The following is a 23618-nucleotide window of genomic DNA, read 5'->3' as shown; positions in this document are numbered from 1 at the left end:
GTGAATGGGTTAGGTGTGGAAAGCGCGTGGTTGTCCCGCCTGGCGGCAAATCCAGTGTTTATCCCGCTTGGCAGGAACCCTGGTTTTATCTCGCTTGGCGGGCGTTTTATCAACAAAGGCAGCCGTCGCCGACTGCCTTACGGGCTTAGTACGTTCCCGGCACCAGAATGTCGGTGCCGACGTTTTTGATGTCGGTGTGGCCGCAGAAGGCCATCGTCGTGTCCATCTCGTTGTAGAGGATTTCCAGGCAGCGGCGCACACCGTCTTCGCCGTAAGCGCCGAGGCCGTAGAGGAAGGCTTTGCCGATCATCGTGCCTTTCGCGCCGAGCGCCATGCATTTGAGCACGTCCTGCCCGCTCATGATGCCGCTGTCCAGCCACACCTCGATTTTGCTGCCGACGGCGGCGACGATTTCCGGCAGTACTTTGATGGTCGAGAGCGCGCCGTCGAGCTGGCGACCGCCGTGGTTGGAAATCACCAGCGCATCCGCACCGGAAGCGGCGGCTTTTTCCGCGTCTTCGGCGGTCATGATGCCCTTGATGATGAGCTTGCCGCCCCAGAGGTCCTTGATGCGGGCGACATCGTCCCAGGAGAGGCGCGGGTCGAACTGTTCGCTGGTCCACGACGACAGTGAGGACAGGTCGGAGACGTTTTTGGCATGGCCGACGATGTTGCCGAAAGTGCGCCGCCTGGTGTGCAGCATGCCCCAGCACCATTGCGGCTTGGTGGCGAGGTTGAGCATGTTCATCAGGGTCGGCTTCGGCGGCGCGGACAGGCCGTTTTTGATGTCGCGGTGGCGCTGGCCGAGCACTTGCAGGTCGGCGGTGAGCATCAGCGCGGAGCAGTTCGCCGCCTTCGCCCGCTTGATGAGGTCTTCCATGAAATCGCGGTCGCGCATCACATAAAGCTGGAACCAGAACGGCTTGGTGGTGTTCGCCGCCACATCTTCAATCGAGCAGATGGACATGGTGGACAGGGTAAACGGCACGCCGAACTTCTCGGCGGCTTTGGCGGCGAGGATCTCGCCGTCGGCGTGCATCATGCCGGTGAAGCCGGTCGGGGCGATGACCACGGGCATATGCACCTTCTCGCCGATCATCGTCGTTTCCAGGGTGCGGCCGGTCATATCGACCAGCACGCGCTGGCGGAACTTGATCGGGTCGAAATCGCGACTGTTGTGGTGCAGGGTGCTTTCCGTCCAGGAACCGGAACGGACGTAGTCATAAAACATGCGCGGCACTTTGCACTGGGCAACGCGGCGCAAGTCTTCGATGCAGGTCATTTTGCTGAGATCGCGAGGCATGGGTTCTCCTTATGGTTCAACAAGATAAATTTTTCAGAAAGGATAAAGCGCCGGGCAGTCGCATGTCGCAACTGTTTGTCTGCGCAGATTATCACCTGGGGCAACTTAAATGATGCGCGGCGTACTGTACTTGATTTTGATGAAGTGAAAGGGATTTTTATTTGGCGGATTTGCATTCTGCGGCGGCAAAAGCGTCTGCCTGCCGCGCGCGGCATACGCTACACAATGACGTGATTTATTCTTATCACCCTGTTTATAATGAACACCCGTTTTGCCAGGAAGGGAACCCGCTTGACCACCCCGCCCGATTATCGCCGTTATGCACCGCGTTATCCCGCCCGCGAGCGCTTGCGGATTTTCGCCATCACCGTCGTCTGTCTGTCCGGCGTCGGCGTCGTGCTGCACCACACCTTTTTCCCGTGGCTGCACGCCATCCGCCCCTGCGATACGGTGTTTGGCGTCGCGGGCATCGACGTCATCATCTTCACGCCGTTTGCCGGCCTGCCGCTGTTGCTGCTGCTCGCCAGCCTCGCCACCCTGCCGGAGACGCGGCGTATTTTCCGCAGCGGGCAGTCGCCGTCACCCGGCCGGAAGACGCTGCGCCGCACCCGCCTGCGTTACGGCCGCGCGGCGCGCCGCATCGCCCTCCTGCGCCTTGCCTTTGTCTGCGCCTGTTTCCTCTTCCTCATGTGGGGCGGGTGGTACGCGCAGCACTGGACGAATGCGGTTCACGCCCGCTTCCCGCAAGGCATCCCCTGTGTACCCGCCAACCCATAGGAACCGCCCATGACCCCGCCATCTGTCCACAGTCATTACCGCCTCGGCACGGACAAGCGCCTCTTCTTCCTCGCTGCCGCCGCCGTCCTCCTGCTTGTCCTCACCCTTGCCGATCTCGCCAGCGGCCCGTCCGGAATGCCGCTGACCGACATTTTCAGGGCGCTGCACGCCGGGCCGTTTTACGACAACAGCCGCAGCGTGCGTGCCGGCCTGCTGCTGAACGCGCTGCCGCAGCAGGCTTTCCTGCCCGACGCGCTGTGGCAGGGCTTGCGCGACAGCCTCGGCGAAGAAGTGCGCCTGCGCAAACTCGTGACCATCCTCTGGGGGCTGCGCATGCCGCAGACGCTGACCGGCGTCCTCGTCGGCACCGGCCTCGGCCTCGCCGGTTTGCAGATGCAGACCATCCTCGCCAACCCGCTCGCCAGCCCCTACACCCTCGGCTTCTCGGCGGCGGCGAGCTTTGGCGCGGCACTGGCCATCATGTTCGGCGGCCTCGTCCCCGGCCTCGCCCAGCACGGCTACTACCAGTTCCTCATCGTCCCCGCGAGCGCCTTCCTCATGACCCTGGCCGCCTGCGGCCTCATCTACCTCATCGCCATCCTGCGCAGCGCCGCGCCGGAAATCCTCGTCCTCGGCGGCATCGCCGTGCTCTTCTTCTTCCAGTCCATCCAGTTGCTGCTGCAATTCATCGCCAGCCCGGAAGCCTTGCAGCAAATCGTGTACTGGCTCTTCGGCAGCCTGCTCAAAGGCACCTGGACGGCGGTCGGCGTCATCATCGTCGTCATCGCCGCCTGCGCCCCCTTCATCATCCGCGACACCTGGGCGCTCACCACCCTGCGCCTCGGCGACGCCAATGCCCTGAGCCTCGGCATCAACGTGGACCGCCTGCGCAAGCGCACCTTCATCACCGTCGCCCTACTCACCGCCGCCGCCGTGTCCTTCGTCGGCACCATCGGCTTCGTCGGCCTCATCGCGCCGCACATGGCGCGCTCGCTGGTCGGCGAAGACCACCGCTTCGCCCTGCCGCTTGCCGCCATCACCGGTGCCGTCATCCTCATCGGCGCCTCCGTGTTCGGCAAACTCATCTCGCCGTCCGGCAGCATCCCCGTCGGCATCATCACCGCCGTCGCCGGCGTGCCGATGCTCTTCGCCATCATCATCCGCAGCGGCAGGAGGAACGTCGCATGAGCCTTATCCTCGAACACGTCCGCGTCAATTACGGACGCAACAACATCCTCGCCGACATCAACGCCCAACTCGAACCCGGGCAGATTGTCGGCCTCATCGGCCCGAACGGCACCGGCAAATCCACCCTCATCAAGTCCATCGCTGGTGTGCAGGCATACAGCGGCACCATCAGCTGGCAGAACGCCCCGGTCAACCTGCGCGACATCGGCTTCATGCCGCAGAACAGCCGCGTCGAAGCTGAACTGAGCGTGCTCGAAACCGTGCTGCTCGGCAAACACGACCGCCTCGGCCTGCGCGTGGGCAGCGCATACATCGACGCCGCCGCCGCCATCCTGGAAGATTTCCGCATCGGCCACCTGCACGACCGCTGCATGACGCGCCTTTCCGGCGGCCAGCAGCAACTCGTCCTCCTCGCGCAGCGCCTCCTGCGCGAACCGAAACTGCTGCTCCTCGACGAGGCGACCAGCGCGCTCGACATCCGCCACCAGATGCAGGTGTTCGACCGCCTGAATGCCTACGTCGCGCGCACCGGCGCGCTGGTGGTCATCGCCATCCACGACCTCAACCTCGCCGCGCGCCACACCCAGACCATCCTGCTCCTGCACAAAGGGCACGTCGCCGGACAGGGGGCGTTCGCGGAAATCGTCTCGGCGGCCAGCCTGCGCAAAGTCTATGAAATCGAGGCGGAAATCGTCACCACCCCCAACCACTACACCGCCATCATCCCCGTCTGCCCCTGCGATGACGGGCACTGAGGATGCCGCCTGCAACGGCCCGTTGCCGGGATTTACCGCCCCGCGATTTTTGTCCCACGGGGAATAGGTATCCGCCCATCTCGTGGCGGGATAACCCCCGTTAGAAAACAACGGGCAACCCCGCCTCCCGCAAACATTACGCCAAGATTCGTTATTGCCCTTTCCCATGACGCCGTCATGATTTTTACCCCCTTTCGGCTTTCGGTCACGCGGGGGGAAGGGTTCTTTCTTTTTGCCGCGCACGAAGGATTTTGGTATCAGTTGCCGCCGACGAGATATTGCACGTTGTGCGCTTCGCTGTAATCGGGGATGTCCAGTTTGTCGAGCAGGCGGCTGATCACGGCTTCCGGTACGGGGCGGGCACGGTTGCGGTTTTGTTGCAGCAGTTGGGTGTAGGGTACTTCGAGGTAGTGCAGGTGGAGGCGGGCATGGTAGGCGGCGAAGAGGCCCGTCCATTTCTCGCGGATGTCGCGGCCGATGTTGGTGGCGTTAAACACGAAGGGTTCGCCGGCACGCAGGTAGGCGCGCGCCTGTTCTTTGGCCTGCTGGATGACGCGGCCGTTGCCTTTTTTGTCGGTGGGGTCAATGCCTGCTTTGCGGCGGATGTCGTCCAGCGAGAGGACGGACAGGTCGCGGTGATGCGTGCGGATGTGGGTGTCTTTGCCGCTGCCCGGCAGGGCGCTCAGGATATACACGTCGTTTTTCAGGTCGTCGTAGGGTTCGTAGTCGGGGTAGCTGTCCGGGTGGTTGAGGTAGTGGTAGCGGGCGAGGTTGGTCGCGAAGGGGCGCGGCTGACCGTAGCCGTCGTTTTCGCGGCAGAGTTCGGCGAAGAGGTCGATACGGGTGAGCAGGCTGTCGGCGTCCGGGCAGATGCGGCCCCGGATATCGGCGCGGGCGAGCAGGGTCAGCCAGTGGGTATTGACTTGCAGCCCGGCGCTGATGACGCGGTGCGCGGGGTGGGTTTTGTCGATGGCCCACAGCGGCAGGCCGTGCCAGCGCGCGAGTTTGGCGATCTGTTCGCGCACGGCAAAGGGCGCGGGGATGTCGGTGTAAAGGAGGCGGCGCGCGCTGTATTCGCCTTTTTTGGCGTGGCGCGGCGAGGTGATGCGGGTTTTGCCGCCGATGGTTTCGCGGGTCGTCGTGCTGCGTTTTTCGATGTCGTGCATGAGGGCGGCGGCGAAGAGGATGTGCCGGGCTTCTTCGTCCAGCGCTTGGTAGTCCGCCTGTTCGAGCAGCGCGGCGGCGACCATTTTGGTGTGGGTGAGGACGTCGCCTTCGCCGTGCCATTCAAGGTCTTGTGGCACGCCGGCCATGTCGGCCAGCCACGGGTAGGCGGCGGTGAGGGCCGGCCAGTCGGGGTCGTGGCCGGGGTGGTAGTGCGGGAAGGTCCACATTTCAGTCTCTCCAAAATGGTCAAAATAGTCGTTTCAAACAGGGCTGAGACCAGGCGGCGAGCCGAAGACAGTATGTGTGTAATACGGCGAGGCTCGCCAACACCGTATCAGTCCTGTTTGGGACGACTATAAGCGTAGGCGTCCCAGCCGTATTTTTGGTAATCGATGAGGCACGCGGGTTGCCAGGTTTTTGTCCAGTGGGTGCCGGTTTTGACGTGTTTGGCGCGCACGAGTTTGCAGAGGTTGTCGAATTCGTTGGCGGCAACGGGCAGGTCGCCGTTGTTGGTGAGGTAGCCGTCGCGGTTGCGGATGACGAAGCCTTCGCAGCAGGGCGCGCCGCTCGCCGGGTCGTAGCCGCCGAGCGCGCCGGCGGTTTCGACGGCGTCCGTCCACGGCATGCCGAGGTTGGCGGTGAGCCAGTCGGCGAGGACGCGGTTTTCGTCGCGCTGCTCGTCGTAGAGGGCGGCGAGCGGCGTGGTGATGGGGATTTCGGGGACGGTCGGGAAATCGAAGAGGGCGGCGTAGTACTGCACTTCTTCCCAGCCGAGCCAGCGCCCGCCTTCGCGCACGGCGAAGAGGTAGTAGTAGGATTCGAGGGCATGGTAGGCGATGGAGTGGATGCCGTAGAGATTTTCGCCGAAGAGTTCGATCCCGCCGAGGTCGTGGCGGATGTGCTGCCAGCGTTCGCGCAGGGGTTTGTCCCACGGGTGCTGGCTGGGGGCGGCGTGTGAGCGCGCGAAAACGCCGTGGCGGTTGAAGCAGTTGTTCTGGCTGTCGAGCTTTTCGGTAAGGACGAGGGCGGTTTTTTGCGCGAAGCTGCGCACGTATCCGGCGGGCATGAAGCGGTCGTCCGAAGTGGTGCCGAGGCTGATGTGGACGTGCAGGCTGCGCTGGTATTTTTCGCTGAGGGTCATGGGGTGTGTGAGCTTGGCAGGAAAGTCGGTGTTTACGCCGCTTGGCGTCGTCCTTGTCAAAAACGCAAAAAGCAGGCTGCGCCTGCTTGGTGGGCTACGCGGAACCCGTGTTTACGCCGCTTGGCGGGGTGTCGTGCAGGGGATGGCTGCAAGCGGTGGTTTCAGGGGCCGGGGCGGTAGTGTAGTTCGATGCCGTCGCCGCTCAGGGTGAGGGCATTGCCGTCGCGTCTGATGGTTTTGGTCGCTCCCAGGGCTTCGAGGTAGGCGCTCTCGAGGCGCATCGCCGCCATGTCGCCCGCCATCAGGGTGGTGGTGATGGTCTCGGTGTGTTCGATGCTGTTGCCGCGTATTTTCACCGGCGCGTTGTAGCGGTTAACGGCGGCGACGCCGGTGAAGGCGTCTTTGCTTGCGGTGTTCAGGGTAACTTTGCCGGCGGCGGTATCCAGCGCTTTGCCGTTCGCCCGGCCGCTTTCCAGAACCCATTCGTGCTGCGGCGCGGCATCCGTCCCGCCGTTGCCCGTTTCGTGTGCGCCCAGGCCGCTTTGGCAGGCGGCGAGGAGGAGGGCGGCGCACCATGCCGCCGTGTGTGTCGCAGTTTTCATAGACGTTGCTCCCGGTTGTTGTGCAGGTGCCGCTTGACGGCTTCCTGCGGCGTTTCATTTTTGTCGCTCGCTGCCGCCTCGACGGGTCTGGGGTCGGCGGCGGCAGGTTGCGCCGCCTCCGCCGTTTTTGCCGCCGGCGCAGGTTTGGCGGCTTCGGCGGGTTTCACCGCAGCGGCTTCTTTTTCCGCTGCGAGGTAGGACAGGGTGACGGTTTTGCCACGGCGTTTGTCGAGTTGTTCTTTGAGCGCTTCTTTGTCCATCAGGTGCTGCGCCCCTTCGCTCAACTGGTTGAAGACGTTTTTATAGCTGTCGGTCAGCTGGTCCACGGCGTCGGCGGTGCGGGCGAAGTGGCTGTTCACGCTGCTGCGGAAGCGGGCGTAGGACTGTTTCAGCGCGTCACGCTCCTTGCGCAGGGTTTCGGCTTCTTCTTGCAGCTGCTGTTCGCCGCTCTGGTTGGTGTTTTTGATTATCCAGACGAGGACGGCACCGATGAAGAAACCGAGGGCGGCGGCGACGAGAACGGATGGGGTCATGTGGGCTCCTGGGATGATAAAGGCGGGATTATAGGCTTATTTGGCGGCGACCCGCTGAAAGATCAGGGGCTGTTCTTCATCGCGCGTGGCGAGTTTTTTGCCGATGAAGCGGTCTTCCACGACGGCCTGGATGATGCCGGTGTTGCCGTCGCTGCCGTAATCGAGAATGGTGCCTGCCGGGGTGTGTTTGTGGTAAAGGGCGCGGCAGCCGCTGGCGCAGACGGAGACGATGGCGTAGGCAAGGTGGCGGTGCTGCGCGCATTTGCTGAAATGGTGGGCATCGTGCCGGTGCGGGAGGCCGGCGTTGAGCATGCACGGCAGGAAAAGGTTGGCGGTGTCGGCGTAGATTTCGGGAATACCGGCGCGGATGCGCGCGGCATACCATGCTTCTGTGGGCAGTGCTTCCGTCAGCGGGGCTTCGCTGAGGCAGGGGGTAACGCCGGGAACGCCGCCGATTCGGGTGATACCGCTTGCGTCGGTGCAGAGGGCGGGTTCGGTGTCGCTGCCGTCGTCGGCGAGGGCGCCGAAATGCAGGGCGGTGGCGGTGAACTGCACGTCGCGCTCGCCGATACGCGCTTCGATATGGGCAAGAAAGGCGGGGGCGGCGGAGCGCGGCAGGCGCAGCAGGATGCCGTCCGTCCACGGAAAGACCCAGAGAAAGGCCAGCACTTTCCCTTCTTCGCCGCAGCAGGCGGCGAATGTCCAGTGTCCTTGTGCCAGCGCGCCCAAATCATCTTCGAGTTGTTCTTGCAGGAAGCTGCCCGCCGCGAGGCCGTGTACTTTCAGGATGAGGGAATCGTCAATCATGGTGTTTTTCCTGTGGTTTTTTGTGGATTTATGTAGCCGTATTATAGCCCGGGCGATATACTTAAACACTCTCTTTATCCTGACGAGGACACCATCATGAACCCACGGCTGGTCTGGCTGTCGCGGCGCGGCATCAAGGAACTGGACATCGTGCTGCAAGACTATTTGCAGGCTGACTACGCGGACGCACCGCCTGCCGAGCAACAGGCGTTTGCCGCGCTGCTGGCATATCAGGACCCCGATATTCTCGACCGCCTCTTTCACGGGGTGGAAGACGCGGATGCGCACATCGCGGCGCTGGTCGCGCGGCTGCGGGGGCGTTAGGCGCCGCTTGCGGCAAACGGGTTGATGTACACCGCCTGCGGCCAGGCGGCGCGCACCGCTGCCCCGTCGCGGCGGTGATAGAGGATTTTGATGTTCGGCCCGGCGTCAATGGTGGCGTAGATTTCCAGGCCGTCAGCGCGTTGCCGCCAAAGGCGGTGCAGGGCGTCGAGGCTCGCGCCGTGCAGATAACTCAGGGCGGGGCGGGCGGCGAGCATGGTGGCGTGCATGGCGAGCGCGTTGGCTTCCGCCGTCGCGCCGAGCGCGGTGAAATCGCGGGCATGAATCGCCGCCTCAATCGCGGCGAGGTCGCGCGCGGCGGTCGCCGGCCAGGCGGTGTAAAGCGGGCTGGTGGCGGTGGTGTGGTTCATGCCGTCGCCGCTTGCGGTTTTCTTCGCGCCGCTGTCAATGGGCAGGAGGGCGACGCGCAGGTCCTGCCAGTCGCTGGCGATGGGCGTGGCGATGCTGTCGCTGCCGTCGGGCTGTTCGCCTTTGTCCCATTTGACGAAGCCGTGCCAGAGCGAGCGCGCCGCGCTGCCGCTGCCGATACGGGCGAGGGCGGAGAGGACGGCGCCGGGCAGGTTGAGCCGCCAGTAGGCGTTGAGCGCCAGGGTGAGCGCGGCGAAACCGGAGGCGCTGGATGCGAGACCGGCGGCGGTGGGGATGGTGTTTTCGCTTGTGATGGCAAGCGGCTGCGGCGCGCCCCGGCGGAGGTGTTCGATGAAGGCGAAGGTGCGGCGGTGCAGGGCGCTGTCGGCGGCGGCACGCACGCCGTTCAGGGTGATGCTGTCGGCTTCTGCCGCGCCGACGATGGTGCGGCTGCCGTGGCTGCCGAGCGAGATGGAGAGGCTGCCGTTCACCGGCAGGTTCAGCACGCGGTCGCGCTTGCCCCAGTATTTGGCGAGGGCGATGTTGGCCGGGGCGTAGGCGGTGGCGGTTCCGGCGGGAACAAGGCGCGGCGGCAGGTGGGGGGCGAGATAGTCGGCAGGGGTCATGAGCGGATTCCGGAAAGGGTTGGCAAGACATCACGGGCGGCGCTCGTACGAAGAAACCGCCGGGGCGGTTTGCTGCGGGCGTTACGGCAGCTCGCCGCTTGTCAGATAGCGAAAAGTGGTCGGCGGTACCAGCGGGCGGATAGCCTCCATGTCGCCCGCGGCCAGCAGGCGACGCACACGCGAGGCGCTGATGACGTCGCCGTCCGCCTGCTGCCGTTCGATGATGACAAGCGCCGGCTGCCCGGCAAATTCACGTTGCAGCGCGGCGTTGTAGATGGCAGTCGCGGGACTGAGCGGCTCGCTGCCGACGTAGCGTTTCGTGATGCCAAGCGCGGGGGCGATGTGCTCTTTGAAAATGCGGGCATCCAGCCGCGCCTGGATTTCCGTGATGTTCGCGTCTTCGCGCAGGAAATAGGCGGGGAAGGTCGCCGCCGAGATGATGTAGTCGCCGGTCGGGTGGACGTGGACGTTGGCGAGATCCGCCGTACCCGCCTTGACCAGCGCGAGGCGTACCGCGCCGGGAAATTGCGACAGGTCTTCACTCAGCACGAAAAGGTGCACCACGTCGTTTTCCCGCGCCGCTTTTTCCACGAGGTAGCGGTGACCGTTGGTGAAGGGATTGGCGTTCATGACGATGGCGGCGATGCGGCTGCCCGCCACATAGTGCGCACGCAGCGCCTGCAAATAGTGCGGCAGGCCGCGCACGGCGTTTTCGAGGAAGTAGAGGGTGTCGTCCACATGGGCGATGTCGCGGAAACCGAGGTGGCGGAAGGCGGCGCAGGCGTCGGCTTTGGTATAGACGTAGCAGGCACCGTAGCCGCGCGTGAAGACATCCGCCATCAGGCCGCTCATCAGTTCGTTGAAGAGGGTGCCGCCCTGGTGGGCGCGGCAGATGGCGATGCATTTTAGGATGTTGCGGTAGCGCGCGCCGGTGGCGATCAGCGCGCCGCCGTCGTCATAAATGCCGTACACGGCATCAAGATTAGCCTCGCCCCGGATGCCTTCGCGTTGCAAGAGATCAAGCCAGGCGGCGCAGTCAGCGGCGATACGGGCGGGGAAAAGCTGCTGCATCAGCGCCAGCGCCGCTTGCGTTGCGGGTAGATGTTGAATTTGACCCAGCGGCGCTCTTCGCTTTCCGGATCGATGGTGACGATTTTGCCGCAGAGGCGGTCACAATCGCCAAGCAGGTCGTTTAGTTCGCGCGCGTATTCGCCGGGGACGTAGCCGATTTTGTTGTTATGCCAGAAGATCATGATGGCGTGATCATCGTGTTCGTTATCCGGTTCGTGGCGCAAATCAAGCAGGTCGCCCCGGTGCATCAGCGTCGCCAGGTCTTCGGCGCGGTAGTAGGCCAGCCCCGCCACCGGCACTTGCGCGACTACCGGCTGCGGCGCACGGCGAAACCATTTTTTCAATTTTTTCCACATGGTGGTTCCCTAAAATGAACATTTATTTATCGTGAAAATCATAGCGAAAAACGTGCCAAATGGCGATAAAGGCGGCGTTATTTTGCCGTCCGGCGATATAATCCCGCCCCGTTTTTCAGATCATTTAAGGAATCTCGCATGAGCCACACCCGCGTTCTCACCGGCATCACCACCACCGGTATCCCGCACCTCGGCAACTACGTCGGCGCCGTCCGTCCCGCCATCGCCGCCAGTCAGGCAAGCGGCGAAGAATCCTTCCTCTTTCTCGCCGATTACCACGGCATCATCAAATGCCACGACCCCGAACAAATCCACCGTTCCACCCTCGCCGTCGCTGCTACCTGGCTCGCCTGCGGTCTTGATCCGGAACGCATCACCTTCTACCGCCAGTCTGACATCCCGGAAATCCCCGAACTCACCTGGATCTTCAACTGCGTCTGCGCCAAGGGCCTGATGAACCGCGCCCACGCCTACAAAGCGGCGGTGGACGCCAACGTCGCCGAGGGCAACACCGACCCCGACCACGGCATCTCGATGGGGCTGTTTTCCTACCCGGTGCTGATGGCGGCGGATATCCTGATGTTCAACGCGACCCATATCCCGGTCGGGCGCGACCAGATTCAGCACGTCGAAATGGCGCGCGACATCGCCGGGCGCTTCAACCACCGCTACCGCGAGCTGTTCGTCCTGCCGGAAGCGGTGGTGGACGACGACGTCGCGCTCCTCACCGGCCTCGACGGGCGCAAGATGAGCAAAAGCTACGGCAACACCATCGCCCTTTTTGAAGAAGAAAAGGCACTGCGCAAGCAAATCATGAAAATCGTCACCAACTCGCAGGAGCCGGGCGAGCCGAAAAACCCCGACGAATCCACCATCTTTGAAATCTACCGCGCCTTTGCCGGTGAAGCCGAACAGGCAGAAATGCGCGCGCGCTATGCCGCCGGTATCGGCTGGGGCGAAGCGAAACAGGCCTTGTTTGAGCGCATCAACGCCGAACTCAGCGAGCCGCGCGAACGCTTCCGCGAACTCACCGCCCATCCGGCACGCATCGAAGACATCTTGCAGGCCGGCGCGGCGAAAGCCCGCAAACACGCGCGTCCGTTCCTGGACGAAATCCGCGACGCCGTCGGCATCCGCAAGTTGGGTTGATCCGCAGGCGAGGCGGGGAAGTGGCAAACGTACAACAAAACCGCATGGTTGTCGCTTTTTTGATACGTTCTCTGTGTCGTTTTGGTAATGGATCTGTTACGATAGCGGAAAACCCCTATAAATAGTGCCAAGCAACTGTAAGGACGATATACGTGTACAGACGCCACTACCCCGAAGAACATTCCCCGGTGCTGATGCAGGCCGGCTGGGTCACCTGGACGGTGCTTATCCTGAGCCTCGTCGTGACCCTCTCCACCTGGGTCGGTACCAACAGCCTCACCGGCTGGTTGCGCTGGTCGGCGCACGACATCGCCGCCGGTCAATGGTGGCGCACCATCACCCCCGCCTTCCTGCATTTCAAATCCTTCAATTCGCTCGTCACCCACCTCCTTTTCAATGCCTTGTGGTGGCTGACCCTCGGCGGCCTGATCGAAACGCGCGAGGGCCCGCTGCGCCTCATCCTGCTCTTCCTCCTCGCCGCCGTCATCGGCAACACCACCGGCGGCTACTTCTACGGCAGCTACTTCGGCGGCCTCTCCGGCGTCTGCTTCGCGCTCATCGGCTACGTCTGGCTGCGTGGCTACCAGATTCCCGCCTACCGCGCTGTCGTCAAACCGCCCCTGTTCTACGCCAGCGTGGTCTTCATGCTGGCGGGTTTCGTCCACCTCATCGGCGGCATGGCGGACTGGGTACACGCCGCCGGCCTCGCCACCGGTTTGCTCGTCGCCCTGCCCTACTACCTCATCACCACCCGCTGGCCGCAGCACCAGGAACAGGAATAATCGAGAAGCCCCGCCTAGTGGGGCTTTTCATTTTGTGTGGCACGAAGTATTGACCATTAAAGCGCCAGATAGCTGCGTCCTCAACTACTTTCCCATCAGGGTATTTGGAATCTTCATAGTCAATGAAGGAAATCCGCATTTCTTTACGCTTATCATCATAGATAAACTCTGGAATCCGATTGTCGAAAGCGGAATCTTTCCTCATGCCGGAATCATCAATTTCAAACCTTAATTCGTGCCCATAGCCGCCATTCAGGGCAATTAAGTCAGCGTATGCCAACTTGTCCTTCACGACATGAAGCAAGGTAGCATTGTACCCGGTGAGCAGGGTAGATCCTTGGTGTACTTCTATCAGCCAATAGGCTGTTCCTTTTTTCCCCAAACGGGCCGTATAGATCGCCCGCACAAAGCCGCTATTGCCCCAGCGTTCCGGCTCTTCGGCTTCGGGATGGGCATCCATGATATGAGTCTTTCCTGCCTTATCGCGATATTGCCATAAGCCATAAGAGAAACGCATGGTACCTCCTTGCTGATTATCCCAAGCATACGCGCGGAGTTTCTCATCCTTAGAGGTAACAATATTCAATTCACGCCTAGCCAGCGGAAATGTGCATTTCCAAGTATCGCTGTTGGCATTGGCTTTAAGGAAATTTTTTATCTCGGCATTCAGCCTGTTATTTTTTACACCATCGCCAGCGTAGGGGAAGGCGACTTCTGCAAGCGCCTGTAATTGCGCCTTCAAGACCATATCCATTTCATAGCAATCCTGATTGGCGTGAGCGGTCATTCCGACGAATATCAACAGGGCAGACAGGGTGTGGCGGTATCTGTTCATGTTGGCTCCTTGTCGTGATGGAAGAGAGGCGGCCAGTATAGCGCTGCCATGCACGGTGTTCTCAGCTCCTGCGCCACCCTTTGCGCAGAGGCGTACAATCGCGCGCTTTTCCAGCCACGGCCCATCATCATGTCCGAAACCACCCCCGAAAAATCCGCCAATATCCATACCAACGACCCCTTCGGCAGCCTGCTCGGTTACGCGCCGGGTGGCATCGCCATCTATTCTTCCGATTACGACAGCGCCGACGAGCGCGAATTTCCCGACGACGCCGCCTACCGCAGTTACCTCGGCGGCGAATACATGGGCTACAAATGGCAGTGCGTCGAGTTCGCCCGCCGCTATCTCTACCTCAATCACGGCATGGTCTTCACCGATGTCGGCATGGCCTACGAAATCTTCTCGCTGCGCTTCCTGCGCCAGGTCGTCAACGACGCGCTGCTGCCGCTGCAAGCCTACGCCAACGGCAGCCGCAAACGGCCTGAGGCGGGGGCGCTGCTCATCTGGGACGAAGGCGGCGAATTCGAGCGCACCGGGCACGTCGCCATCATCACCGATGTCCTGCCCGACCGCATCCGCATCGTCGAGCAGAACGTCATCCACTCGCGCCTGCCCAGCGGGCAGCAGTGGACGCGCGAACTGCCGATGAGCGTGGACGCCTCGGGCGGCCACACCCTGCACGACACCTTCACCGACACCACCATCCTCGGCTGGATGATCCAGACCGACGACCCCGCATACAGCCTGGCGCAACCCGTGCCGCCGCCCGAACTGCTCACTATCCACAGCGCGCACCTGCCCGCCCCCGGCCGTCTGGCGGGGCAGTGGCTGAACGAAGCCGAACCGCTGGAAAGCGCCTTCATTGCGGCGATGGGCGGGCAGCGCCTTGCCGACAGCGACCCCTACCGCTACTACACCCTCTCGGAAAGCGCCAAACACGAACTCATCCGCGCCACCAACGAAGTGCACCTGATGTACCTGCACGCCACCGACCGCGTCCTCAAAGACGACCGCCTGCTGCAAAACTTCGACATCCCGCGCCTGCTCTGGCCGCGCCTGCGCCTGTCGTGGCAGAACCGCCGCCACCAGACCATCACCGGACGGCTGGACTTCTGCCTCGACGCGCGCGGCCTCAAATCCTACGAATACAACGCCGATTCCGCCTCCTGCCACGCCGAAACCGGCGCCATCCTTGCGCGCTGGGCGGCAGCGGGCGGCCTGCGCGCGGGGACAGACCCCGGCGCGGGGCTCAAAAACGCCCTTACCGACTGCTGGAAACACCGCCGCCACGCGCCGCTGGTGCACATCCTGCAAGACCACGACAGCGAAGAAACCTACCACGCCCGCTTCATGCAGTCGGCACTTGCAAGCGCGGGCATCGCGACCAAAACTGTCTATGGCACCGAGGGCCTGCACTGGGACAACCGTGGCCGCCTGCTCGACGAAGACGGCCGGCAAATCCTCTCCGTGTGGAAAACCTGGGCCTGGGAAACCGTGCTCGAACAACTGCGCGAAGACGCGGACGGGCGCGAAGTCGCCCCGCCCATCCGTACCGGCTACCCCGGCGACAGCGTGCGCCTCATCGACGTGCTGCTGCGCCCGGAAGTGCTGGTGTACGAACCACTGTGGACGGTCATCCCCAGCAACAAGGCCATCCTGCCCGTGCTGTGGGAACTCTTCCCCGGCCACCGCTACCTGCTCGATGCCGACTACCGCCTCACCCCGGCGCTTGCCGCCGAAGGCTACGCAAAAAAACCCATCGGCGGCCGCTGCGGCGACAACGTTACCCTGATTGGCACGGACGGACCGGAGGCCACCGCCGGCAAATTCGGCGCGCAAGAACACATCTACCAGCAACTGTGGTGCCTGCCCAAAGTCGGCGGCGACTATGTGCAAATCTGCACCTTCACCGTCGGCGGGCACTACGGCGGCTGCTGCCTGAGAAGCGACCCGACGCGCATCATCACCGGCGCCAGCGACATCCGCCCGCTGCGTATCCTCACTGACGACGCTTTTCTGCAAACCCCGGCGGAGGCATGAACATTCCCCACCCCGTGGGGCCGCCGGGCGGGGCGCATGTTGGCCCGCCATTGCGGGCGTGAAGGAAGGTACGGCGGGCTTGGGCCCGCTCTGCGGCAGGTCATAGTCGTTTCCCGTCATGCCCGCGCCGCGTCAAGGCCAATCCGCCGCGTCTGCGCTACAATCGCCGCTTATTTCCACGGGGCACGCATCATGAAAACCCTCGGCATCATCGGCGGCATGGGTCCGCAAGCGACGATCGATTTGTATCAGAAAATCACCAATCACTGCGCGGCGGGCCGCGACCAGGAGCATTTGCACATCGTGATTGACAGTTATCCGCAGATTCCCGACCGCACCGCGCACATTTGCGGCGCGGGCGAGGATCCGCTGCCGTATCTCGAACGCAGTCTGCGCCGCCTCGAAGCGGCGGGGGCGGAGCTGCTGCTGATGGCCTGCAATGCCGCGCATTTTTATTATCCCGCCCTGCGCGCGCGCACCGCCCTGCCGTTTTTGCATATTGCCGCATGTGCGGTAGCCGCGCTTGCCGGGACGACGCCGCGCGGCAGCCGCGTCGCCGTCTTGTCCACACGCGGCATCCGTCAGGCGGGGATTTACCGCGACGCCCTGCAACAGGCGGGTTATCAGGCGGTCGAACCCGACGACGCGCAGACCGACGCGCTGATGCGCTGTATTTATGATGGGGCGAAGGCGGGCAATACCGCCGCTTATGCGCCGCTGCTGGCGGAAACCGCCGCCGCGATTGCCGCCGACAGCCTGATTCTCGCCTGCACCGAGTTGCCGCTCTTTCTGCCGTACTGGCGGGACGGCCGTCCGCTGGTGGATGCCACCGACGCGCTCGCCCGCGCCGCCGTCGCCGCTGCCGGGGAAGCGTCATGATTCTGGAAGACGGCAAGCCGCTGGATCGCCCGCTGGCCTGGCGCATCAGCGATTATTGCTGGGGCATTTTCCCCGCGCTCGCCTCGCTTTTCGCCTTCACCGCGCTGTGGCAGTTCGGGCATGACCGCCTGGGCGACATGCTGATTCCCGCGCCGCTGACCGTCCTCGCCCGCGCCCGCGACATCCTCGCGACCGCCGGGCGCGGCGAGGTGCTGCTCACCCTCGAACGCGGCGGCTTCGGCATCGCCCTGGCGCTGGCCTGCGGCATCGGCGCGGGCTTCATCGCCGGCTTGAGCCGCACCCTCGTCCTGCTGCTGCGCCCCATCAATACCGTGCTGCTCGGCACGCCGCCCATCATCTGGGTGGTGCTGGCCATTTTCTGGTTCAACATGGGCAGTACCAGCGTCGTCTTCACCGTGTGGATTACCGTGCTGCCGCTGGTGTTCGCCGCCGCGCAGATGAGCATCATCACCATCCCCGCGCCGCTCGCCGAAATGCTCGAAAGCTACCGCGTGCCGTGGTTGCGCCGCCTGCGCGCCCTCTACCTGCCGCACGTGTTGCGCCAACTCCTGCCCGCGCTGATTGTCGCCGTCGGCAGCGGGCTGAAAATCACCGTCATGGCGGAGCTGCTCGGCAGCAACGACGGCATGGGCAGCGCCATCGCGGGCGCCCGTGCCATGCTCGACACCGTGGATGTGATGGCCTACATCATCCTCATCGTCGCCATCATCATGGCCATCGAATACGGCGCACTCGAACCGCTGCGCCGCCTCTTCATCACCGAACGCCGCTCCTGAACATGCTGACGCTAGATAACATCCAAATCGACCTCGGCGGACAGACCATCGTCGAAAACTTCAGCCTGCACCTCGCCGCTGGCGAATGCCTCGCCCTTTCCGGTGCCTCCGGCTGCGGCAAAACCACCATCCTGCGCGCCATCGCCGGACTCGTTGAGCTGGAAGATGGCAGCATCCGTTGCCACGCCCGCCGTCTCGCCTATCTCTTCCAGGAACCGCGCCTGCTGCCGTGGCTGCGCGCCGACGAAAACGTCCGCCTTGTTGCTCCCAAAGCGGATACAGCGCGCATCAAGACGCTTTTCCGCGAACTGTGGCTGGACGACAAAGATATGCGCAAATACCCGCACGAACTCTCCGGCGGCATGCAACAGCGCGTCGCACTCGCCCGCGCGCTGATTACCGAACCCGACCTGCTGCTGATGGATGAACCGTTCAGCGCGCTCGACGCCCGCCTGCGCGACGAACTGCAACAACGCGTCATCCGCCTCATTGACGCAGGCACCGCCGTCTGCCTCGTCACCCACGACGCGCAGGAAGCGGTGCGCCTCGCCCGCCACATCTACTGCCTGCGCGGCAAACCGACGCAATGCTTCGCCGACATCCACCTGGATGACCCCTTCCCCGCCCGCGACGCCGCCTGGTGCCGCGACAAAAGCGCCCACCCGGCTTTACGCGGGATTGAGGAAGCGGCGCTGGCGGATTGACCGCCCGCTGCGGATAGAAGAAAAGACGTTACCGGGCGGCGTTTTATAGTCGTTTCAAACAGGACTGATACGGTGTTGGCTCGCCTCGCCGCCTTGTCTCAATCCTGTTTGAAACGACTATATCCCTCCTTCCGCCCTGCGGCCCCCGCAAGCGGGACATGGCTGTCCGCCTATCCCGGCAGGCGGAAAAATCTTTAATCATCAAAGAAAAAGCCCCTCCCCCCGCTTGCGGGGGAGGGGGCTTGGCCGTGCATTTGCCTGCGCCGCAGGCGCTTGAATTTATGGTTTTTGGTGCCGCGTACGGAGGGGTGGCTACTGCGCGTCGAGATCAAGCAGGCTGAGGCGGGCGTTTTCGTTGCCCTGCGCGGCGGCTTTTTCCAGCCATGCCCGCGCTTTTTTCAGGTCTTTTTTCACGCCGTCGCCGCGCGCATAGAGGCCGCCGAGGTTGTTCTGCGCGTCGGCATCGCCCTGTTCTGCGGCTTTTTCGTAGTAGGCGCGTGCCTTGCCGTAGTCTTGCTGCACGCCTTCGCCGGTTTCGTAGGCGAGGCCGAGGTTGTACTGGGCGTTGACGTTGCCCGCTTCGGCCGCTTTTTGATACCACGCCAGTGCCTTGTCGCTGTCCTGCGCGACGCCTTCACCTTTTTCGTAGAGCACGGCGAGGTTGAATTGCGCTTTGGCATCGCCCGCTTCGGCGAGTGCGGTGAATTGTTGCGCGGCGGTTTCAAGGTCGCCTTGCCGGTAGGCGGCAACCGCGTCTTCGAGGGTTTGCGCCTGAATGTTGCCGGCAAGGGCGAGGGCGAGCAGTAATGGCAGTTTTTTCATGGGTACTCCTTGTGTTGTTGATGGGTCAGTCGCCGTCTTCTTCCGCATCTTCCGGCAGGCGGGTGATTTCGGCGCGGCCGACGATGCCGTCGGCAAAATCCAGCACGCGCACGCGGCAGCCGGGGAAGTCGAGTTCGGTCCCCGCTTCGGGGAAGTTGCCGAGGGTTTCGATGATAAGGCCGCTCAGGGTGTTCGGCCCGTCCAGCGGCAGTTTCAGGCCGAGTTCGCGGTTCAGCTGGCGCAGCGGGATGCCGCCTTCGACGGTGTAGAGGTTTTCCTGTTTTTCGACGATTTCCGGCGGTTCGTCGCCGGTGTCTTCGTCGCCGATGTCGCCGACGATGTGGGTGAGGATGTCTTGCAGGGTGATGAGGCCCTGAATGTCGCCGTATTCGTCCACAACGAGGCCGCTGCGCGCTTTGGCACGGCGGAATTGCAGGAGTTGCTGGCGCAGCGGGGTGTTTTCCGGTACGAAGATGCAGGGGCGCAGGGCTTTTTGCAGGGCGGCGCGGTCGAAGGTGTTGTCGCGTAGTTGCAGGACGATGTCGCGGATGTGCAGCATGCCTTCGACCTGGTCGAGGTGGTCGCGGTAGGCGACGAGGCGGCCGTGGCGGCTGGTGGTGATTTGCCGCATGAGGTCGTCCCAGTCGTCGTTGAGATCCACGCCTTCGAGTTCGTTGCGCGGCACCATCGCTTCGCTGACGGTAACGTCTTCGAGTTCGAGCACGCCGAGCAGCATTTCCTGCTGTTCGCTGTTTTCGGCATCATCCCCGCCGGACTGGACGATGCTTTTCAGTTCTTCGTTGCTCAGTGCTTCTTCGACGGCGTTGTCGGTTTTGATGCCAAGCGGGCGCAGGATGAGGCGGACGACAGCGTTCAAAAGGGCAACCAGTGGCGAGAAGAGGCGCACCAGGCCGGTGAGGATGCCCGCGACCGGCAGGGCGATGCGCGCTGCATGCAGCGCAGCATAGGTTTTCGGCGCGACTTCGGAGAAGATGAGGATGACGACGGTGAGGATGACGGTGGCGTAGAGGACGCCGAGATCGCCGTAGAGGCGGATGCCGATGACGGTGCCGAGCGAGGTGGCGGCGATGTTGACGAAGTTGTTGCCGAGCAGGATGGTGCCGATGAGGCGGTCAGGGCGTTTTAGCAAATGATGGGCGCGTTTGGCGCGTTTGTTGCCCTCTTCTGCCTGGTGTTTGAGCTTGTAGCGGTTGAGCGACATCATCGCGGTTTCCGAGGCAGAAAAGAAGGCAGAGAAGGCGAGGCAGAGTAGTAACAGGAGGATTAACAGTCCTAGCGGAATGCTTTCCACGGTGGCTCCTTGGTATGGTTAGTGTTGAATGATGAATTGCAAAACGATATTGCTGAGGACGTAGCCCATCAGCAGGAGAACGAACACCGCGCACAGTTCGATGACCAGCGTCATGCCGCGCTGTTCGCGGATGTAGTAAGAAAAGAGCATCCAGCCGAGGGCAATCCAGGCGAGGATTGTCAGCACGGTCTTGTGGACGAGGTGCTGCGCGAAGAGGTCATCGACGAACATCCAGCCGGTCAGAAGGGCGCAGGTGAGGAGGACGAAGCCCGTTACCGCTTGCAGCATCATCACCCGTTCCAGGCTGACGAGCGAGGTGATGCTGATGTCTTTCAGCTGCTTGCGCTTCAGGCGGCGGAACAGCCAGCCGTAAAGCAGGGCATGGAGGAAGGCGAGGGAAATGAACGTCCAGGCGGCGATGGAGGTGAGGATGTGCCACCACATGCCGGGCGAGAGGTGTTGGGCAAAGGGTTTTTCGCTGACGAAAAGGAAGGGCAGCGCGACCACGACGGCATTGACGCAGCAGATGATGACACCGCCCAGCGCCATCGAAGCGCGCCACAGCCAGAACACGGAGATGCAGGCGACGAACCAGGCGTTCACCGACACCATATTGAAGATGGAAAGATTGAGCGAATCACGCCCCTGCATCGAGACAATCAGCGACAGGGCGTGCCCCTGACAGGCACAAACGAGAATACCCAGCACCCAGAGCGGGTTGACGCGGCGCGGCGGGTGGCGAGAGACGCGGACGAACCCGGCAGCGGCGGCAAGATAGGCGGCAATAGCGAACAATGGCAGCCAAAGCTGCATAAAAAATCCTGCAAAAAAGGGAAGTCGTTATAATACACGAACAAAATTTAACCTTCACCAACAAGGAACTACCCACCATGTTTGACAATCTCAGCGAACGCTTGCAGGGCACCCTCAAAAAACTGCGCGGCCAGGCCCGCATCACCGAAGACAACATCAGCCAGGCCCTGCGCGACGTGCGCATGGCGCTGATCGAGGCCGACGTTGCCCTGCCGGTCGTCAAGGAAGTCATCGAAACCATCAAAAACGCCGCCATCGGGCAGGAAGTCAGCCTGAGACTCTCGCCCGACCAGGCCTTCATCAAAACCGTGAAAAGCGAGCTGGTGCGCATCATGGGCGAAGAAAACAGCGCCCTCAACCTCGCCGCCCGCCCGCCCGCCGTCATCCTCATGGCGGGATTGCAGGGCTCCGGCAAGACCACCTCGACCGCGAAACTCGCGAAAAAGCTCATCGGCGACAAGAAAAAAGTCGCCGTCGTCTCCGCCGACGTGTACCGCCCGGCAGCCATCGAGCAGTTGAAAACCCTGGCCGGACAGGTCGGCGCCGTCTTCATCCCCTCGGAAACCAGCGAAAAACCGGCCGACATCGCCACCCGCGCGCTCGATACCGCCAGGCGGCAACACTTCGATGTCCTCATCGTCGATACCGCCGGCCGCCTGCACATCGACGACGCGCTGATGGCGGAAATCCGCGACCTGCACGAGCGCCTTGACCCCGTCGAAACCCTCTTCGTCGTGGACAGCATGACCGGCCAGGACGCCGCCAACACCGCCAAAGCCTTCAACGACATCCTGCCGCTGACCGGCATCATCCTCGCGAAAATCGACGGCGACGCACGCGGCGGTGCGGCGCTCTCCATCCGCCACATCACCGGCAAACCGATCAAGTTCCTCGGCGCCGGCGAAAAAACCGATGCGCTCGAACCCTTCCACCCCGACCGCATCGCCTCGCGCATCCTCGGCATGGGCGACGTGCTCGGCCTCATCGAAGACCTCGAACACCAGGTGGACGAAGAAAAAGCGCGCAAACTCGCCACGAAAATGGCAAAAGGCAAAACCTTCGACCTCGACGATTTCCGCGAACAACTGCACCAGATGCAGCTTATCGACATGGACAAAATCCTCGAAAAAATCCCCGGCATGGGCAACATCCCGCAGGCGGTGAAAGACCAGCACCTCTCGCCGAAAAAAATCCGCCGCCAGGAAGCCATCATCCAGTCGATGACCATGCAGGAACGCCGCAACCCGGACATCATCAAAGGCTCGCGCAAACGCCGCATCGCCGCCGGTGCCGGGGTGGATGTGCCGGAAGTGAACCGCCTGCTCAAACAGTTCAAGGAAATGCAGAACCAGATGAAAAAATTCCGCAGCAGCAAAATGCTGCGCATGCTCGGCGCCAGCAAAGGCGCACTGCCGATGGGCAAACTGCCGTTCAAATAAGCGGCTGCCCGTTCATAAAAGAAAACCCCGCTGCGGCGGGGTTTTCTTTCGCAAGCAGTTATTTCCGCTCATCGAGAAAGACGACTTCAATCTGCGTCTTGCCGCCTTCCGGCAGGAGGACGTAATTGACGCTGTATTCCAGTTCGTCGCCGTTCATTTTCTTGTATTCAAACTTGGCGCTGTCTTCGCCGACTTCGCTGGCGGCTTCGGTCCAGCCGCGTTCCTGGGCTTTGGCCTGAATATCGGCGGCGATGTCGGCGAGTTTGCCGCTGCTTTGCACGGTGAAATCGACGCCGCCGGTTTCATCATCCGCGCCTTCGATGAAGGTTACACCGGCGGGGATGTAGGCGTCTTGCGGCAGGTCTTGCAGCGCTTTCAGCGGCACTTCGGCGAAGGCACCGGCGGCAAACGCGGCGGCGAGGGTGGTGAGCAGGGTCTTTCTCATGGCTGTCTCCTTAGCGGGGTTTGGGGTGAGGCGGCGCATCTTAGCGGATTCGCGGCGGCGCATTCTTTACGCTTGGTTAGGATTTATGCCTGTTAACAGCCGCCGGATGGGGCAACCACGCGGGATTACTGGCTATAATGTAGGCAGTTTTTCAACCGGAGACAGCCATGACCCACCCGCTTCGTTCCCTGCTTGCCACCGCCCTCCTCGCCGCCCTGGCCGCCCCGCCCGCACTGGCGGAAGAGACTGCCGCCACAGAAACCGCTGCGCCCGCTGCCACGGCAACCGCCGCCCCTGCCGCCGCGAATAGCACCGACGCCGTGCCAAGCGGTACTGCCGTCGCTACTGCGCCGCCCGTCATCGGCGACACCTACCACTTCGCCCTGACCGGTCCGGAAGACAAACCCGTGACCGATGCCGACGCGCCTTTTGCCGACAAATACCTGCTAGTCGCTTTCGGCTTCACCTCCTGCCCGGACGTCTGCCCGACGACCTTGTACGAATTCGGCGAAATGCTGAAAAAAGTGAAAGAGCCGGACGTCATCCAGCCCGTGTTCATCAGCATTGACCCGCTGCGCGACAATT

At 62.7% G+C, this 23618-nt stretch carries 27 protein-coding genes; 13 read left to right on the top strand and 14 right to left on the bottom strand.

The annotated features are described in order from the left end of the window. Positions 1-145: 145 nt before the first annotated feature. Positions 146-1303 (bottom strand): alpha-hydroxy acid oxidase, encoded by a 1158-nt coding sequence (locus Q0562_RS06690; protein ID WP_298642830.1) that lies wholly within the window; start codon positions 1301-1303, stop codon positions 146-148. 75 nt (positions 1304-1378) lie between these two features. Here Q0562_RS06690 and Q0562_RS06685 point away from each other — a divergent pair, with 75 nt between their 5' ends. The 4 genes from Q0562_RS06685 to Q0562_RS06670 are packed head-to-tail and all read left to right on the top strand — an operon-like array spanning position 1379 to position 4023. Beyond that, positions 1379-1537 carry a hypothetical protein gene (locus Q0562_RS06685; RefSeq protein ID WP_298642827.1) on the top strand — a complete coding sequence of 53 codons (159 nt, stop codon included), beginning with the start codon at positions 1379-1381 and terminating at the stop codon, positions 1535-1537. Positions 1538-1594: 57 nt separating this feature from the next. Continuing rightward, entirely contained in the window at positions 1595-2080 is a 486-nt protein-coding gene (locus tag Q0562_RS06680) for a hypothetical protein (protein WP_298642825.1), read from the top strand. A 9-nt stretch (positions 2081-2089) separates the two neighbouring features. Continuing rightward, positions 2090-3268 carry an iron ABC transporter permease gene (locus Q0562_RS06675; RefSeq protein WP_298642822.1) on the top strand — a complete coding sequence of 393 codons (1179 nt, stop codon included), beginning with the start codon at positions 2090-2092 and terminating at the stop codon, positions 3266-3268. After that, entirely contained in the window at positions 3265-4023 is a 759-nt protein-coding gene (locus Q0562_RS06670) for an ABC transporter ATP-binding protein (protein WP_298642820.1), read from the top strand. Before Q0562_RS06675 ends, Q0562_RS06670 begins: the two co-directional genes overlap by 4 nt. Positions 4024-4280: 257 nt before the next feature. Here the strand turns inward: Q0562_RS06670 and Q0562_RS06665 are convergent, their stop codons facing one another. The 5 genes from Q0562_RS06665 to Q0562_RS06645 form a co-directional block, all read right to left on the bottom strand. Beyond that, positions 4281-5417, bottom strand: a complete 1137-nt coding sequence (locus Q0562_RS06665; RefSeq protein ID WP_298642818.1) for an AAA family ATPase — start codon at positions 5415-5417, stop codon at positions 4281-4283. 107 nt (positions 5418-5524) lie between these two features. Further along, positions 5525-6331 (bottom strand): RNA ligase family protein, encoded by an 807-nt coding sequence (locus Q0562_RS06660; RefSeq protein ID WP_298642815.1) that lies wholly within the window; start codon positions 6329-6331, stop codon positions 5525-5527. Positions 6332-6492: 161 nt separating this feature from the next. Then, entirely contained in the window at positions 6493-6933 is a 441-nt protein-coding gene (locus Q0562_RS06655) for an META domain-containing protein (RefSeq protein WP_298642813.1), read from the bottom strand. Continuing rightward, positions 6930-7466, bottom strand: coding sequence for a DUF1043 family protein (locus Q0562_RS06650; RefSeq protein ID WP_298642811.1), 537 nt, complete (start codon positions 7464-7466; stop codon positions 6930-6932). The genes Q0562_RS06655 and Q0562_RS06650 overlap by 4 nt, the downstream gene beginning before the upstream one ends. A gap of 36 nt (positions 7467-7502) precedes the next feature. Then, on the bottom strand, positions 7503-8273 hold the full coding sequence (locus tag Q0562_RS06645; protein WP_298642808.1) for a hypothetical protein: 771 nt from the start codon (positions 8271-8273) through the stop codon (positions 7503-7505). A gap of 96 nt (positions 8274-8369) precedes the next feature. Between Q0562_RS06645 and Q0562_RS06640 the strand changes: the two genes are divergently transcribed. After that, the gene (locus Q0562_RS06640; RefSeq protein ID WP_298642805.1) at positions 8370-8597 is read left to right on the top strand and encodes a succinate dehydrogenase assembly factor 2; all 228 of its coding nucleotides are present in this window, start codon (positions 8370-8372) and stop codon (positions 8595-8597) included. On the opposite strand, the gene mvaD is transcribed toward Q0562_RS06640, so the two are convergent. From mvaD to Q0562_RS06625, 3 genes are all read right to left on the bottom strand, one after another. Beyond that, positions 8594-9589 (bottom strand): diphosphomevalonate decarboxylase, encoded by a 996-nt coding sequence (gene mvaD, locus Q0562_RS06635; protein WP_298642802.1) that lies wholly within the window; start codon positions 9587-9589, stop codon positions 8594-8596. The genes Q0562_RS06640 and mvaD overlap by 4 nt on opposite strands. Before the next feature lie 81 nt (positions 9590-9670). Then, the gene (gene citC, locus Q0562_RS06630; protein WP_298642799.1) at positions 9671-10660 is read right to left on the bottom strand and encodes a [citrate (pro-3S)-lyase] ligase; all 990 of its coding nucleotides are present in this window, start codon (positions 10658-10660) and stop codon (positions 9671-9673) included. After that, positions 10660-11016, bottom strand: a complete 357-nt coding sequence (locus Q0562_RS06625) for an HIRAN domain-containing protein (RefSeq protein ID WP_298642796.1) — start codon at positions 11014-11016, stop codon at positions 10660-10662. The genes citC and Q0562_RS06625 overlap by 1 nt, the downstream gene beginning before the upstream one ends. A gap of 138 nt (positions 11017-11154) precedes the next feature. Between Q0562_RS06625 and trpS the strand changes: the two genes are divergently transcribed. Continuing rightward, complete coding sequence (trpS, locus tag Q0562_RS06620) at positions 11155-12165, top strand: tryptophan--tRNA ligase (protein WP_298642792.1); 1011 nt, start codon at positions 11155-11157, stop codon at positions 12163-12165. A 152-nt stretch (positions 12166-12317) separates the two neighbouring features. Beyond that, positions 12318-12947, top strand: a complete 630-nt coding sequence (locus Q0562_RS06615) for a rhomboid family intramembrane serine protease (protein WP_298642791.1) — start codon at positions 12318-12320, stop codon at positions 12945-12947. On the opposite strand, the gene Q0562_RS06610 is transcribed toward Q0562_RS06615, so the two are convergent. Further along, a complete protein-coding gene (locus Q0562_RS06610) occupies positions 12910-13782 on the bottom strand; it encodes a hypothetical protein (RefSeq protein WP_298642788.1) in 873 nt (290 codons plus the stop codon). The genes Q0562_RS06615 and Q0562_RS06610 overlap by 38 nt on opposite strands. 129 nt (positions 13783-13911) lie before the next feature. Between Q0562_RS06610 and gss the strand changes: the two genes are divergently transcribed. The 4 genes from gss to Q0562_RS06590 all read left to right on the top strand — a co-directional run bounded on the left by gss (position 13912) and on the right by Q0562_RS06590 (position 18202). Continuing rightward, positions 13912-15822, top strand: coding sequence for a bifunctional glutathionylspermidine amidase/synthase (gss, locus tag Q0562_RS06605; RefSeq protein WP_298642786.1), 1911 nt, complete (start codon positions 13912-13914; stop codon positions 15820-15822). A gap of 192 nt (positions 15823-16014) precedes the next feature. Continuing rightward, positions 16015-16701, top strand: coding sequence for an amino acid racemase (locus tag Q0562_RS06600; protein WP_298642783.1), 687 nt, complete (start codon positions 16015-16017; stop codon positions 16699-16701). Beyond that, complete coding sequence (locus Q0562_RS06595; protein ID WP_298642780.1) at positions 16698-17498, top strand: ABC transporter permease subunit; 801 nt, start codon at positions 16698-16700, stop codon at positions 17496-17498. Before Q0562_RS06600 ends, Q0562_RS06595 begins: the two co-directional genes overlap by 4 nt. A gap of 2 nt (positions 17499-17500) precedes the next feature. Beyond that, complete coding sequence (locus Q0562_RS06590) at positions 17501-18202, top strand: ABC transporter ATP-binding protein (protein ID WP_298642778.1); 702 nt, start codon at positions 17501-17503, stop codon at positions 18200-18202. Between the two features lie 312 nt (positions 18203-18514). On the opposite strand, the gene Q0562_RS06585 is transcribed toward Q0562_RS06590, so the two are convergent. The 3 genes from Q0562_RS06585 to ccsA are packed head-to-tail and all read right to left on the bottom strand — an operon-like array spanning position 18515 to position 21149. Beyond that, positions 18515-19024 carry a tetratricopeptide repeat protein gene (locus Q0562_RS06585; protein WP_298642775.1) on the bottom strand — a complete coding sequence of 170 codons (510 nt, stop codon included), beginning with the start codon at positions 19022-19024 and terminating at the stop codon, positions 18515-18517. A 25-nt stretch (positions 19025-19049) separates the two neighbouring features. Continuing rightward, complete coding sequence (locus Q0562_RS06580) at positions 19050-20336, bottom strand: HlyC/CorC family transporter (protein WP_298642772.1); 1287 nt, start codon at positions 20334-20336, stop codon at positions 19050-19052. An 18-nt stretch (positions 20337-20354) separates the two neighbouring features. Beyond that, positions 20355-21149: a cytochrome c biogenesis protein CcsA gene (gene ccsA, locus Q0562_RS06575; protein ID WP_298642769.1), complete on the bottom strand. Its 795-nt coding sequence runs from the start codon at positions 21147-21149 to the stop codon at positions 20355-20357. A 77-nt stretch (positions 21150-21226) separates the two neighbouring features. Here ccsA and ffh point away from each other — a divergent pair, with 77 nt between their 5' ends. Further along, on the top strand, positions 21227-22588 hold the full coding sequence (gene ffh, locus Q0562_RS06570) for a signal recognition particle protein (protein WP_298642767.1): 1362 nt from the start codon (positions 21227-21229) through the stop codon (positions 22586-22588). 58 nt (positions 22589-22646) lie between these two features. On the opposite strand, the gene Q0562_RS06565 is transcribed toward ffh, so the two are convergent. Continuing rightward, on the bottom strand, positions 22647-23033 hold the full coding sequence (locus Q0562_RS06565; RefSeq protein ID WP_298642765.1) for a hypothetical protein: 387 nt from the start codon (positions 23031-23033) through the stop codon (positions 22647-22649). 167 nt (positions 23034-23200) lie between these two features. On the opposite strand from Q0562_RS06565, the gene Q0562_RS06560 reads away from it, so the two are divergent. Next, positions 23201-23618, top strand: a 418-nt coding sequence (locus Q0562_RS06560; protein ID WP_298642761.1) for an SCO family protein, incomplete at its 3' end; no start/stop codon positions are given.

The organism is uncultured Cardiobacterium sp. (assembly GCF_938028825.1).
Classification (GTDB): Bacteria; Pseudomonadota; Gammaproteobacteria; order Cardiobacteriales; family Cardiobacteriaceae; genus Cardiobacterium.
This window is presented reverse-complemented; position numbering and strand designations above follow the sequence as displayed.